The 13,864-nt window shown below is 59.3% G+C and carries 13 protein-coding genes; 7 read left to right on the plus strand and 6 right to left on the minus strand.

The genetic code is table 11. The features are described from left to right. Nucleotides 1-26 precede the first annotated feature (26 nt). Nucleotides 27-773 (plus strand): YoaK family protein, encoded by a 747-nt coding sequence (locus B0G80_RS21355; protein WP_116119303.1) that lies wholly within the window; start codon nucleotides 27-29, stop codon nucleotides 771-773. Nucleotides 774-825: 52 nt separating this feature from the next. Here B0G80_RS21355 and B0G80_RS21360 read toward each other — a convergent pair whose 3' ends face one another. After that, nucleotides 826-1,062: a hypothetical protein gene (locus B0G80_RS21360; RefSeq protein WP_116119304.1), complete on the minus strand. Its 237-nt coding sequence runs from the start codon at nucleotides 1,060-1,062 to the stop codon at nucleotides 826-828. On the opposite strand from B0G80_RS21360, the gene B0G80_RS21365 reads away from it, so the two are divergent. Continuing rightward, a complete protein-coding gene (locus tag B0G80_RS21365) occupies nucleotides 1,055-2,311 on the plus strand; it encodes a site-specific integrase (RefSeq protein ID WP_258878938.1) in 1,257 nt (418 codons plus the stop codon). The genes B0G80_RS21360 and B0G80_RS21365 overlap by 8 nt on opposite strands. Here B0G80_RS21365 and B0G80_RS21370 read toward each other — a convergent pair. The 4 genes from B0G80_RS21370 to B0G80_RS21385 all read right to left on the minus strand — a co-directional run bounded on the left by B0G80_RS21370 (nucleotide 2,308) and on the right by B0G80_RS21385 (nucleotide 7,167). Next, entirely contained in the window at nucleotides 2,308-2,685 is a 378-nt protein-coding gene (locus B0G80_RS21370; protein ID WP_258878939.1) for a hypothetical protein, read from the minus strand. The two genes, B0G80_RS21365 and B0G80_RS21370, sit on opposite strands and share 4 nt — an antisense overlap. Nucleotides 2,686-3,387: 702 nt before the next feature. Next, a complete protein-coding gene (locus B0G80_RS21375) occupies nucleotides 3,388-3,762 on the minus strand; it encodes a response regulator (RefSeq protein ID WP_116119306.1) in 375 nt (124 codons plus the stop codon). Nucleotides 3,763-3,772: 10 nt separating this feature from the next. Further along, nucleotides 3,773-6,916 (minus strand): CheR family methyltransferase, encoded by a 3,144-nt coding sequence (locus tag B0G80_RS21380; protein WP_116119307.1) that lies wholly within the window; start codon nucleotides 6,914-6,916, stop codon nucleotides 3,773-3,775. Next, nucleotides 6,913-7,167, minus strand: a complete 255-nt coding sequence (locus tag B0G80_RS21385; protein WP_116119308.1) for a type II toxin-antitoxin system ParD family antitoxin — start codon at nucleotides 7,165-7,167, stop codon at nucleotides 6,913-6,915. The genes B0G80_RS21380 and B0G80_RS21385 overlap by 4 nt, the downstream gene beginning before the upstream one ends. Nucleotides 7,168-7,678: 511 nt before the next feature. Between B0G80_RS21385 and B0G80_RS21390 the strand changes: the two genes are divergently transcribed. The 3 genes from B0G80_RS21390 (at nucleotide 7,679) to B0G80_RS21400 (ending at nucleotide 9,704) form a co-directional block, all read left to right on the plus strand. Beyond that, nucleotides 7,679-7,882, plus strand: a complete 204-nt coding sequence (locus B0G80_RS21390) for a hypothetical protein (protein ID WP_147309884.1) — start codon at nucleotides 7,679-7,681, stop codon at nucleotides 7,880-7,882. Between the two features lie 146 nt (nucleotides 7,883-8,028). Beyond that, nucleotides 8,029-8,229, plus strand: coding sequence for an AlpA family transcriptional regulator (locus B0G80_RS21395; protein ID WP_116119310.1), 201 nt, complete (start codon nucleotides 8,029-8,031; stop codon nucleotides 8,227-8,229). After that, nucleotides 8,226-9,704 carry a hypothetical protein gene (locus tag B0G80_RS21400; protein ID WP_116119311.1) on the plus strand — a complete coding sequence of 493 codons (1,479 nt, stop codon included), beginning with the start codon at nucleotides 8,226-8,228 and terminating at the stop codon, nucleotides 9,702-9,704. Before B0G80_RS21395 ends, B0G80_RS21400 begins: the two co-directional genes overlap by 4 nt. A gap of 571 nt (nucleotides 9,705-10,275) precedes the next feature. On the opposite strand, the gene B0G80_RS21405 is transcribed toward B0G80_RS21400, so the two are convergent. Beyond that, nucleotides 10,276-12,063, minus strand: a complete 1,788-nt coding sequence (locus B0G80_RS21405) for an alpha/beta hydrolase (RefSeq protein ID WP_116119312.1) — start codon at nucleotides 12,061-12,063, stop codon at nucleotides 10,276-10,278. Between the two features lie 447 nt (nucleotides 12,064-12,510). Here B0G80_RS21405 and B0G80_RS21410 point away from each other — a divergent pair, with 447 nt between their 5' ends. Both B0G80_RS21410 and B0G80_RS21415 read left to right on the plus strand, forming a co-directional pair. Continuing rightward, a complete protein-coding gene (locus B0G80_RS21410; RefSeq protein WP_116119313.1) occupies nucleotides 12,511-12,744 on the plus strand; it encodes a hypothetical protein in 234 nt (77 codons plus the stop codon). 66 nt (nucleotides 12,745-12,810) lie between these two features. Continuing rightward, nucleotides 12,811-13,386 (plus strand): hypothetical protein, encoded by a 576-nt coding sequence (locus B0G80_RS21415; RefSeq protein WP_116119314.1) that lies wholly within the window; start codon nucleotides 12,811-12,813, stop codon nucleotides 13,384-13,386. Nucleotides 13,387-13,864 lie beyond the last annotated feature (478 nt).

Below are 13,864 nucleotides of genomic sequence, written 5' to 3' on the forward strand. Positions count from 1 at the left end.
ACACGCGGCACAATTGAGCGTTCAATATGCCCATCAACTATCTTCGCGGATTTACTGCACCGGAACGGACCGATGTGAACAACCGTCGTTTGGGGCGGTCGCTGGCATTTGCCGCCGGAGCGGCGAATGCGGGAGGATTTCTGGCCGTTGGTCAATACACTTCGCACATGTCCGGGATCGTCTCGTCGCTGGCCGATAATGCGGTGCTCGGGGATGCAAGCCTTTTCGTTTCCGGGCTTAGTTCGCTTTTTTCGTTTCTTGTTGGCGCGGCTGCATCTGCCATCCTGATCAATTCGGGGCGTCGGCGAGATTTGCACAGCATCTACGCGACACCGCTTGCGATCGAGGCAATTCTGCTGCTGTGCTTCGGGTTGCTGGGCTCCAACCTTGAACACCATCGGGTTCTTTTCGTGCCTGCCACCGTCTGCGTCCTGTGCTTTGTCATGGGTCTACAGAATGCGATGATCACGAAGATTTCGCGATCGGAGATTCGTACGACCCACGTCACCGGCCTGGTAACGGATGTCGGCATCGAACTGGGCAAGATGCTCTACTGGAATACGCGGTCGATTGCCGGGGAAGGGGCCGTCAGGGCGGACAAGCAGAAGCTCGCGCTGCTCGGTTCGCTGCTTCTTTCGTTTATTGCCGGCGGTCTGGCGGGGGCCATCGGTTTCAAATATCTCGGATTTATATCGAGCGTGCCGCTCGCTATCGTTCTGCTCACGCTAGCCGTTGTGCCTCTGGTCGATGACGTGCGTGGTACGCGCTGTTAGTGCGCACTTAGCGACCGTGCCCACGGCTCCCGCCTAAGTCCGAACGTCTCCATTAGCTGCGCGCCAGTTCACCCGCTATCTGCCCGAGCGCGATCCGCTGCTGCCAATCGAAGCGCGCTCCATTTGTCTTGCGCCAGATGCGCCCTGATTCAACCAGGTGATCGGTGCGCAGCCAGTCGCCGGTGCGGGCCATCGCGACGAGTTGCGCGACGACGAGGTAGCAAAGTAGCTCGCCGCGGGCGTCTTCACCGAGGTTATTCGCTGGCGAAATCAAGTTCTTGTTGACCACCGAAACGAGCGTGATCTTCGATTCGCGAACTCGGGAGATGCTGGGACGCTATCTGGTCCCCCTGACAGGAATCGGACGTGATTCCTGCAAAGTCGCTCAATTTCGACCAGGTTTCATAAAAGCCTTTACAGGCAAGCATTCCATGGCGATTGAAGGATACGGGTTCGATTCCTTAATCCTCCAAAATCCATCAAACTTCCTGTACCATTACGCCAAATTTACGCCAACAGAAAGGGATATGGCTACATACAGGAAGCGCGGCACGTCGTGGCGCGCGGAAGTCGCGAAGGGCGGCGTCAGGGAATCGAAGACCTTCGATACGAAGGCTGAGGCCGTCACGTGGGCGACGAAGCTTGAGGCGGAAATCGACGCCGGTCAACGGCGGTCGTACTCCAAAGTCCAGAAGACGCTCGGCGACGCCTTCGACGAATACCTGGAGAAGATATCGCCTGAAAAGGGTAAGCACGAATGGAACAAGACGCGGTTGGACTTCTTCCGGGATGAACTGGACTTCATCGGCACACTCATTCGCAACGTGAAACCCGAGCAGATCACTGAGTGGCGCGACAAGCGTCTGAAATTGGTCAAAAGCTCCACCGTGAATCGCGATCTCAACCTGCTTTCCGCCGTCTTCGAGGCGGCGTGCAAAGAGTGGAAGTGGATACATACGAATCCCGTTCACGAAGTGAAGCGGCCCAAAGATCCGCCACCGCGTCGGCGCCGCGTGCCAGACGACGAAGCAGCGGTGATGACTAAGGCGCTCGGTCTAGCCGACGATGGCCCCATAGAGACTGCACAGCAATACACGGCGCTTGCCTTCCTGCTGGCGATTGAGACGGGGATGCGTCAGGGGGAAATCATCGGCACGATTTGGAGAAATGTTCATTTGCCGCAGAAGTATCTGCACATCCCCAAGTCAAAAAACGGCGATGCGCGCGATGTGCCGTTATCGACGCGGGCGATTGCGCTGCTTAATCGCCTAACGCGCACAAAGGATGAGCCGCGATGCTTTCCGGTGGCGCAGGCCAGTGTGGACGCGTTGTGGAGAAAAGTTCGAGGAAAGGTTGCCAAGAAAAAGCCGGAGTTTGCGGATCTCAATTTCCATGACTCGCGGCATGAGGCGACGACGCGGCTGTCGCGAAAGCTGAACGTTCTGGCGCTGGCGAAAATGATCGGCCACCGCGACATTCAGTCTTTGATGATCTACTACGACGAGACGGCCGCGGAGCTTGCGGCGCGCCTTGGCTAAGCGGCCTTGCGCCGCCGCCCGGGCCGCGACGCCGGGATCGTGCCGGCGGTGCCGCGCGCCCACTTCATCACATCGCTCGCGAACCAGCGGCGCTGCGCCTGCTTCGAATCGACGGGGCGCAAGGCTGACGGGAAGTCCGGGCGCGTGACGACGCGCAGCTCGACTGTCTGCTTTGATAGGCCTAACCAATCCGCGATCTGTTCCGACTTCCAGAGGGTCTCTTCTGGCTTGAGTTGTGGCCTTTCGAGGGCCTCTATCAACCGGTCGATGCGGTCAATGAGGCGCATGACTGCGAATGGATCGCTGTGCGGCGCGCGGCCGTATTTGCTCCAGTCGATATCGAGGGCGGTCTCTTCGAGTACGGCGTCGGTCATTCCTGTCTAGTTCCATAGTCGAGCGCTCTGGCAATGATCGAGCGCTTCGGGATCGAAGGATAGCCGGGCGCGCTATTCTGCGCAAGCCATTGTTTTTAAACAAGAACTCAAACACATCAAAAGTCTGTTGGGCATTGCGGAGGGGACCGTAAAACCGGCTTCGGCGGCCACCGGACTGTTCTTCGGGCGCATTCGGGCGCAAGAACCTGTTTCAGGCACGTGCGCGTTCGGCATCGTGATCCTGCAGAATGCAACGTGCTGGCCTAGATAACGCTGGGCGACGTCTTGTCATTTACACGGCGCGTCTGCGCGCGGATGGGACTGACGCATCGGTATGGCACGGCGCGCCCGGCCTGCGCCCGAACTTATAGCAGCGGGCAGGCATGCGTCAGCGCAGCAGGGCGTCCTGCCGAATGACACAACGGATTTAGGATGTGTGTTGCTGGTCTCGCGTTGCGGCGCTCGAGGGGCGGGCAGCAGCGCTGTTGGAAAACCGTTCGTGCTATCTCACTACCTAGTCGTAAGGCCGAGGCCGGCCATGAACGGGCAGTTGCGGGGTGCCGGCGAGTGGCCGTTGACCGCTTGCAACCCGCCGCTTGCTCACAAGATGTTGAACAGCGCGGATCGATCTTAAAGGTCGATTGGCATACTGGCAACTGTCTTGGGTATTGACCGGTGGCCCGGAAGGTCAGGCCACTGGCATCATGGGGCGCGGGAAGCAATCGCCCTGAAAAGCACATGTGGATCGAACGGCTTCTCGCAGCGAGGATAGCTAGCGTAGGCAGGGTCCAGAGCGTCAGCGCCATAGCCGGTCGTGAAGACAAAGCGCACATTGCGCTCAGCGAGCCAGTCTGCGATCGCGTATGACTTTTCGCCATGCAGGTTCACATCGAGTACTGCGCTGTCGAATTTGTCTTCATTGGACCTGACGTACGCGAGCGCTTCGTCCAGCCAGCCGATGGGGCCGATGACCTTGGCCCCTGCGTCTTCGATCAGGCCGCACAACGCCTGCGCGACGACGAAGTCGTCTTCGACGATCAGTACCCGGCGTCCCTGAATGTCTGTACCCGGTTCCATCCGCTTTTCCTCAGCTCTGGTCGCCCGCGAGGCGGCTTTTTTGTTCGAACGGCATTTCAATCCGGCATGAAACGCCGTCGGCACCGAAACTTAATTCCGCCTTGGCGCGCAACGAGTACGCCAGGGCCTCTTCGATCAGCTGTCGTCCGTACCCGCGCTTGGTGGAATCGGGCGGAACGGGCAGGCCACTCTCGCGCCACTCCAGCAATAGCAACGACTGGTCCTCCTTCAGGTTCTCGACCCGCCACCGGATATCGAGCTGTCCCTGGCTGTTTTTCAGCGCCCCGTACTTCAGCGCGTTTGTTGCGAGTTCGTGGATGGCCAGCGCAACGTTCTGGACATATTGAAGGCCGAGGGGAACGCCCGGGCCGGTGATCGCAATATTATCGGCGTCGATCCCGGCAATGGTTTCAATCTCCATGTGCACAATATCAGCCAGATCGATATGCTCGCCCGAGGCCTTTCCGAGGAGCCCCTGGAGCCGTCCCAAGGCACGCAACCGGGCGATGAACGCCTCGACGGAGGCATCCTTCGGCAACGTCTGACGGGCGACTGACTCGACGAGCGCGAGAAGGTTGCGCGTGCGGTGCTGGAGTTCCGCAATGAGCACTTTCTGGCGTGTCTCGGCGTGGGTCAGACCGGTGACATTCAGGAACGTGACCACCACACCTTCGGGACGCCGGTCGCCATTGCGATAAGGCGAGAGACGGACCAGGTAATTGATCATCCGGTCCTTGCTGTCGATGCGGCGTTCGATCACTTCGCCTTCATCGACCGTGCGCGCGATATCGCTGGCAAGCTCCGGCATATTCAGCGGACTTGCCAGGTCGGTAATGGGCCGTCCCCGGTCGGCCGGGCGGATATTGAACACGTCCGTCATGGCAGGCGTGAAGCTGCGAATCACCAGATGCCGGTCCAGAAACACCGTGGCGACCGCCGTGCTCTCGAACAGGTTCTGCAGGTCGCTGTTCGCGCGATCGAGCGCTTCGATCTTCCTGTTCAGTTCGCCATTGACGGTGTGCAGTTCCTCGTTGAGCGAGACAAGCTCCTCCTTCGACGCTTCCAGCTCTTCATTGGTGGACTGCATCTCCTCATTGACCGAGACCAGTTCCTCGTTCGACGACTTGAGTTCCTCCAGTGCGGTCTCATACTCCTCGATTACGGATTGCAGGCGCTCGCGCGTGTCGCGCAGTTCGCGTTCCGTCTGCGCCGCCGTGCCGTCGTGCGCGGCATGAGCGCGGTCCAGTGCTTCCTCGCGGCTCAGCACCGCCCCTTGATCGATGAACAGGATCAGGAAAAGCGGCTCGACGCCGGGTTTGCTGCCCAGCGGCTCGACAGTGACATTCACGATCTGGACGCGTCCGTCGTCTTCCTCGACCGGGATGCCTTCCCGGGTTACTGAACGACCGGACTCAACCGCCTCGCGGAACACGGTCCGCAGTTCGAGGCGGATGCCCTTGCGCGCCATCGTGAATATCTGACGAGAGGGAATGCCGGCAGGCGGCTCAAGATATTTCCCGGTTCGCGCCGAGTAGTACGCGACGTCGCCGTCGCGATTGACCAGTACGTGGGGCGGCGAGAACCGCTCAAGCACCTGGGCATCCACCATCTGGCGCAGCCCGATAGCACCGACATCCGTACGCCGCGCCGTCAGCTCGCCTGCGTGACCGGCGCGCATTGACGAGACCATCAGCGGCAGCCGAACGTGCGGAGCAGGCACCGAACGCCGGCGGAAAATACGATGTTTTTTCTCGACCGGAGCGAACAGGTCGTCGAACTGGCTGACACTCTCCGACGTACCGAGAAACAGGTAGCCGTCGGGGCGCAACGCATAGTGGAACGTCGGAATGACCTGCCCCTGCACGTCCTGGCCGAAATAGATCAGCAGGTTACGGCAGGACACCAGATCGATCCGGGAAAATGGTGGGTCACGGATCACGCTGTGCGGCGAGAAGATGCACAGATCGCGCACCTCTTTCGCCACGACATAACTCGCGCCATCGGGAATAAAAAAACGGTCCCGGCGTTCGGGCGAGACGCTGTCGAGTAGCTGTCCCGGATATTTGGCCGCGCGCGCGACGGCAAGCGCATGTTCGTCAATATCGCTGGCAAAGATCTGCACCCGGGGCACGACGGCAAGCCGGTCCATGTGTTCGCGCAGCAGGATACCGAGCGAGTAGACCTCTTCGCCGGTCGCGCATCCGGGGACCCAGACGCGCACCACCTCGTCCGCGCCGCGCTGCTCAAAAAGTTTCGGGATGACGGTACTTGCGAGCTTCTCGAACGCATCCGCATCGCGGAAGAAGTTGGTCACGTTGATGAGCAGATCACGGAATAGCGCGCCAACTTCCTGCGGATCGCGCTTCAGGTGTTCGACGTAGGCATCGATTGCCTCAGCATGGATGACCTGCATACGCCGCTGCACGCGACGCATGAAAGTGTTCGTCTTGTAGCCACTAAAGTCATGGCCAAGCTGGCCGCGCAGGATGCCGTAGATCGCCTTTCTCGCGTCATCTAGCTGTTGCTGTTCCGCCGCGCTTCGCGCCTTGAAGGCGATATCGTCCAGCACATAGGTGCTACGGGCGAATTCGGCGAGCTTTGCTCCCATCTGCTCGACGGGGATAGCAAAGTCGACGAGACCCGTGGCGATCGCGCTTTCGGGCATGCTCGCATGTTGAGGACCGAATCCGTCGGCGATCTGAGCCATGGTCAGCCCGCCGCGCTCCTTGACCGCCTTGACGCCGAGCGTACCGTCGGAATCGCCGCCGGACAGGACGATACCGATGGCCAGTTCGCCCCGGTCGTTTGCCAGTTCGCTGAAAAAGATGTCAATGGGCTTGCGCTCGCGCCGTCCCGTATTTTGCGCACGAACCCGCAGATGGCCATTCTCGATCCCGAGGACCACATTGGATGGCGCCACGTAGACGCTGTTTATCTCGAGCTGCATGCCGTCGGCCGCGACCTGCACCGGTAGCGCCGTATATCGCGTCATGATCTCGTGCAGTAGGCTTTCACGGTCCGGGCCGAGATGCGTGACGACGACAACCGCGACGCCGGGCTCCGCCGGCATTCCGCGAAAGAAGCCGTCCAGCGCTTCAATGCCTCCGGCTGAGGCGCCGACTCCGGTAACCGGGAACCGCAACACGTCGTTCACAGACCCCTCCCGCGCCTTTGCGCCTGCAATTCGCGATCGTTGGTTCCAACGGCTTTGGCCCCGTTGGCGTCGCCTGACGCGACGGCGTTTTGGGCGGTCGGCGCCGGTCTCGGAAATTGCGATTCCAGCAGGCGAAGCGCCTCCCGCACCACCTCGCTTGCCGTGCGGTAACGGCCAGAGGCCACCTGAGTGTCGACGAAGTGGCACAGGTGCTCCGTCAGCGACACGCTGAGGGCGTATTTGCTCGACATGGGTCGTACTCTCTGCGCAGTGTAGGCACCCTACGGTACTACCTTGTCCCATCCGCGTCTATCGGCGTATCGACAGGCGCCCCATACTGAGACCGGGGGTTGACATGAAGAGTGTCGGAACGTCGAGGCCGTATCGTTCCTGACCGGCCTCGCGATTATTGACGATCCAGCCATCAGGACTGGACATTCCCATCGACCGCCGTTGACCTTGCTGCATAGCGGTATGCAAACGCTCTTGTCAAACATTGCGCCTGTTTGATCAATGGGGCGATCAGGTTATAGACCATCGGCAGCGATTACATCCGGGGTGGGCGCGCCCCGCTTGAATATGGCGATCAGTCCAATGGCCGTTTTTGACCACGGCTGAGACGTTCACGGGAAATCGCTGAACGCCGGCAGCGGGTCGATCAGCGACATCGGTGCCGCTCACCAAGCTCGAGTCGGAACATTACGATACGTCCTGAGCAGGCCGCAATAGCGCGGTCGGCAACCCACTATGACAGGGAAGGACATGGCAACAGCGTGTGAGGGTTTGGTAGTCGGGCTGACTGCGGAGCTCGCCGACAAACAGGCGAGACTCGAAGCGGCGACGCAGGCGGGCATCAATACGGCGCCGTTGAAACGCCAGATCGCACAGATTGAATCGGATCTGACGGTGGCAAAGAAACGCGTGATCGAAGCATTCCATGCCGTCCCCAGCAATCCGTACGTATAACGCTCGACGTCGACAGTAGGGCGCGGTAGGCCGCTTCGAGCGGCTTTTTCTTGGCCTGCGTTTCGTGCATAGAAGCCCGAAGATGACCAGCGCAGGCCAATGTCGTGACGCGAGAATGGGTCATCCGACAACGGGGCTAGATCCAGATGAGCGGCACAACCCAACTATTACGCTTGCCTGCGGTGATCGCGGCGGCAGGGCTGAAAAAGTCCATGATTTACAACCTGATCCGAAAGGGCAAATTCGCTAGACCCGTCGTGCTGAACCCGCGCGCTGTCGCGTGGCGCCAGGAAGACATGAACGCGTTGGTTGCGTCGCGCAGCGTCGCCGGGAGTGCCGCGCAATGAACGTCCAGCTCTATACGCCAGACGTCCGCGTTGTCCTTTACAAGACGATCGGACGTCAGACTATCGACGGCCAGACGCCGGTATCGCAACGCGTGCTCGACACGAACAAGACGATCGATCTCACGCCGTTTATGGGCGACGGCGGGCGCCTGTGCGTATCAAAGTCGGTTCGCGAGCCAGCCGGCGGTTTCTCGTTGACGGTTCCGGACCAGCCCTATGTGCAGGGCAATTCGTTCGAGTCGCTGTATGGTCTGATCGAGCCGATGGACTTCGTCGAAATCCGCATGCGACATAACCTGCCCGGTGCGTCGACGGGCAATCCGACCAAGCCCCCGATTCTCATGCGCGGGTTCGTGTCCGGCATCTCGCGCAATGAATCGATGGGCAACGATGGAAAGCCGATGCGCACGGTCACGATAAGCGGGCAGGATATGGGCAAGCTCTGGCAGATTATGCAGATCAAGTACTACCCGGGCTATGTGGTGGGCGAAAACTATCTTTCATCGTTCAAGCTGTACGAGCGGTTCGGAGTGGGTTTTGTCACCGGCATGACGGCTGGCGCGTTCGTTCAGGAGGTGGTGAACAGTCTCCTGAATCCGTTCCTGAATTCGCTCATGCCTCAGAATTCGCCGAATCCTACGGCGATCAAGCTTGACGTGTCGGTCGCGAATGGCGTCGTCGACGTAGGTGGCGCTCAAAACCAGCAGGGCACCATCCACGGCCTGCTCTCATATTTCGGTGACGTCGGCATATTCAACGAGCTCTTTCTCGAAGATCGCGAGGAAGGCGTCTACTGCGTCTACCGGCCAAATCCGTTCAAGGACATCAACGGCAACGTCATCCAGCCGGACGCGCCGAATCTGACGCCTATCGATATCGATGCCAAGGATGTGATCGCCCTGAATGTCTCGCGCAGCGACGAGAATACCTCGAACTATTACTGGACGCGCGCGCCGCGCTTCGAGCTCGTGGACGACATTTTCAGCAGGCAGTTTGCGGTAGGCGCCGATCCGGCATCGGTTGATCTCGGTCAGTACGCAAACTCGGCTGAGCAGTTCTACGGTGTACGCGTGCTCGAAACGGAGACCCAGCAGGGCGGTAACGACGTGACGACCATGTCGAGCGGCCAGCCGGCGGCGCAGCAAACGAATCGTGGCGCCAGCATGATGAACTGGGTCAACAACCGGCGGGCGATCGTCGTCGCATCCAATAAGGACAATGTTTTGCTCGAGCGCGGCGCGGCGCGGATCCGCGCGAGTGAAACGGTCAAGCCCGGGAGCTATGTGCGGATCGTGCGCGGATCGTTCTCGTCGACGTTCTATGTCGTCGGCGTCGATCTTGACTATATCCCGTATCAAGGCCTGTTCCAGACGCTCAAGCTCGAGCGGGGTACTGGGTTCGTCAAACGGGTGACGGCGGGTGCCGGCGTGCAGTCGCCGTACAACGCTGAACAGACGGGCTTGGCAAATGGCTAGTCTGCCTTGGGGCAGGGTCACTGTCGACGGCATTGGCGACAAGGGTCACTAACACGCTGTACGGGGTTCGAACGCGCCGACGACGAGCGGACAGGCGTCGTAACAGCACTAATGCAGCAACAAGCCGCCGGCGCTCGACACTGCGCCCGGCGGCCTTCCTTTTGTCCGCCGCCGGCGAAGCGCGCGTCGGGATGCCATTTCCGAAGCTCGCCGACTGCGCCAAACGCCCGCGTATGCGGCGACGCCGTGCGGCCATTTCTTACATGCGCCCTATGTGCGCCCGGCCGTTCCCCGCCCATCCCTGCAGCGCCGCGCCGGCGCGGCTTGCACGACCGGTGTCGATCAGACTGTAAATCTGTTGGTGCCGAGGTTGGGCAGATCGTTCTCTCGACCCGCTGTGAGCGCGAGAGCTTGCGAGAAGCCTCGGTTGCCTATCTTGGAGCAGGAGGGGCGAGCTGACTTGGATTGAGCGGCGACACGAAAAGCGTTCTCGAGTATTCAGCGGTCCCGCACGGTCGCTCCCCGCACCTTCTTGGTTCAACGGTTATGTTCCTGCGGGCGACTCTCAAAGTCACCTGCTGAACCGCCAATAACCGGGGGATGGCGGCGGCCCGACGGATTCGAGACCGTGCCTTTGCGGCGCGCGAAGCTTGTGCTCGATTAGATAGAAAAGATCCGACAGGAGCGACTTACTATCGCCTATATAGGAGTGCCCCAACCGCCAAAACAACGTGGTGTCTACGTGCGAGGCATCAATCGTCTCCATACCCGCGACTATCACGAGATCTGCACCGGCGTCTCCCGCGCGTGGATAGCCGTTGTGTCGCTTCGAAAGTTTAAGTGCCCAATCGTTCGAAGAAGCATAAAGGGTGGTGATGCTTGGAAAACGAATGAGCGCTGGTGCGAATTGAGCGCGAAAAACGTCGGTATCGATGTCGGGCGCTGCGAGAATGACTTCCTTGAACAGTCGCAGGTGTCTGTGCTTCAACGCGGTGCCCATGGAAAGAAATGCCTTAGTGAGGAGCCGATTTCCCATGCTATGCGCGAGCAGAATGATCGAATCAAATTGTCCATTCTCGGCAATGTCGCTTAGAAATTCACGAAGGTGCGTTATTGCTTGATCGGCCTGATTCCCGTCCTCGTCGTAGTCCAAACATGATGCGTTAGATGGCCAACTGTAGAAGAAAGGAACACCCACAAATTTGGCGTCATGTGCAATTTGAGCCGTGCGCCGCGCAGCGTCCTCGAAGCTATTGTTAAAGCCATGGACGAATACAAGCGCCTTGCGCTTGTCTCCAGGCAGACGTTGACTCGCAATGTCCCAGAGAAAGTCATGTCGACATTTGAGTGTTACCCGTAATAGCACAATATGTCGTTTCGGATCTCCTCGAAACAGCCCTTTCACAAAAGGGCCCTCGATCTGACCTGATACATGTTGACCGGGAATACTTACGTCACAATGCCCGTACTGGATTCCGTACCCACGCCGGTTGTTGAAAATCTTCGCCGGAGATGTGGCAGCATTCACGCTCGGGTCCGAGGCTCGATCGGTGCCGAAGAAAAGCCGAATTGTCTTGTAGTCGTTTGACGGACTCGGTGACCCATTCTCCTCCGGTATCGCTTGTGGTTGCGGGCTACCTGATCCGTCTTGGTCTAACGCCGGCAACATCCCGATCGAGCGATCCACGCCCATGTTATTCGACCGGGGGCCTAGCGGGTCCACTTCTGGGTTACGGGCAGGACCGGATGGCGAGTCATGGACGGGATCGCTCACGTTGTTGGAATCGGGGTTCTGTGTGTGGAATGTGACGTCCTCGATCGACACGATGTTCCCGAAGCGGCCGCCAAAGCTTAACGGCAGTTCGACCGTTTCGCACGTGACGGAGACTATCATCTTGACGATCGTTCGCAGCGTCGATCGTGCCGCAAAGTCGCTTGAATAGGCTCTGTCCGCGATTTCACTTACCAGACCATCAAGGGGCGCAAAACTGGATTGAATTTGTCCGATATCAGCGAGTAATTCCGTATAGGCCTTGCCCGTTGTCATTTCGATCAAAGTTCCGAGTTCGCCACGAATTTCGCGTATGGAAAGGCGCAATGTATATCGCGAGGCGGCGCTTGGGTTCAATGGGAGCCGGGTGACCCATTTCTCTCCGCGTGCGAGATCGTCGGGGAAGGGGGCAAGCCCAGCAATAAAAAGGGCGCCGCCGTACTCTTTCGCTGGCGAGTCGTGCAATGCTTTGTCGATCGCCGCGCCTAAGACATCGAGTGCAACGCGTGCAAGGTCTACCGTTTCACCAGAATTGCTTACGATGGCGTAGACAAAACCCTCAAGCTGTTCCTCGCGAACGATTGTCATTGTGACCTCCTCATCAGAAGTCTTATCCTTAAGAGGATAGGTGAAAATCTAGGGCACTTGACGCGATGATACTCTTCGGCCAGTCATCAGCTTCGGACACCGCTCACTAAACGACCGCAACAGATCAACCTATCGCGATCGCAGACTGCGAATTCTTGCTGGCGGGTCGGCGCTCCTTGTGCGAGTTGAACCGGCAGCCTCAGTGTTCCCTTACCCTAGGAGAACCTCGAAATCGCCCTCGCAATTGCTAGTTGCCGACAGGACGTGCGCCCGATTTGCGCCCGGAAAATATTTTGGTTCGCCGGAGGACCGCCCGGCGAGCCTCCTCACTTCTCGAACAACAGATCTCAAGTGTGTTAGCCAAAGCCCCATGGAATAAGGCTTGCAGGCCTAAATCGTGTTTGTATAAACTGCGATTGTTGACACGTACCGATTACTGGAGTTCCGATGTCGAAGTTCCACCCTCGTGCCGCTGTCGCGTACATCAACGTCGAGAAGCGCGCAGGCCGCGTCGCCGATCAGCCGTCTGAGGCGCATTCGTTTGAGCGGTCGCTCGTTGAAAAGGACTACATGGTCTTGCGCAACGCCAGTCGTCTGCTGGCCGTCTATCGGATCCGGCGCGACAACGAAAAATTGAAGCGGCTGAATCGCTGGCCCACCCTGATCGGCGACGCCCGGTAACAAACGACGCTTGCCGAAAGACAGGTTCTGTCTTACATAAATAGTAGTCCTAAAAAGGGGCGGATTATGAACGGTGAACTGGTAGTGACGCTTAACGAACTCGAGGCGCTCGAGGCCCGTGTGCTCAATGCTGGTCGCGAGCTGCTCGGCGCGATGCATGAGCAGCTCGCGGATGAGATCGCAGGGGAGCACGGCGGATTTCGCCCGAGATTCTTCGAGACTGACGCGGAGATACTCACAAGCGGCGACGTCGCAAAGCGCTCGGCGCTCCAGATCGATCAGCAGGTGACGCCGATTGTCGCGATCTTCGGCTGGCACCCGGCAATTGGCTGGGATGAGGCGCGGTGGTACGCGCCGATGCCGCCGAGGGAACCGACGGTGGCTCGCCGGCGTGGGCGCAAACCCGCGCAGCAACCGATTCTGCGGTGGCGTGCGATGGATCCGGGCCTGCTCGAGCTAACCGGTTTCGACGGCGCAGTCGAGTTGATCGCATGTCGCCAGCAATTGTTGATGCGTCTGCTGGAGTTTGGGGCGCGCCGCACAGGCATGGGCAACGACAAGACGCGCGAGATTGCGACGCTTGGTCTGAGTATGATTCGGTGCGTTGCCACCGGCGAGACCAGCATGGCCATCGCTGAGTGAATCGCGGCCGCCGACGGGCGCTCATCCGCCATCGCAACACGCGGCCCGGCATGTCCGGGCCTTTCTGCGTATGGATGCGGCGCGAAGTCGTGCGCGTGCCGCAACATGGTCAGGGAGGTGAGATCGGGAAGGAACTGGAGAAATCCGCTCCCCAAAAGCCAAAACCCCTGAGACCAGTGGCGAGCCGGTTATTCAGGGGCACTTTGGGTGATGCAAAGGATGTACACATTGTATCTCGTCTTGCCGCTCGATGAGCAGTTCTCGATCGAAAAATTTCGCGAGTCTTGGTTTGTCACGACAATCGGTCGGATCCATAGCGCGTCAATAACCGGGGCGTACTCGCGCGAAAAATATACTCCTTTGGAGTACCTCGCCCCACGTGGATAATTCGTCGGATGGCACTCCGAACAAACTCGGCGGCCATGCGGTATAGGCGACGCAGAGGGATCTGCGTTCATCAAAGTTACCGGGGTGGAGG

The organism is Paraburkholderia sp. BL6669N2 (assembly GCF_003387275.1).
Lineage (GTDB): Bacteria > Pseudomonadota > Gammaproteobacteria > Burkholderiales > Burkholderiaceae > Paraburkholderia.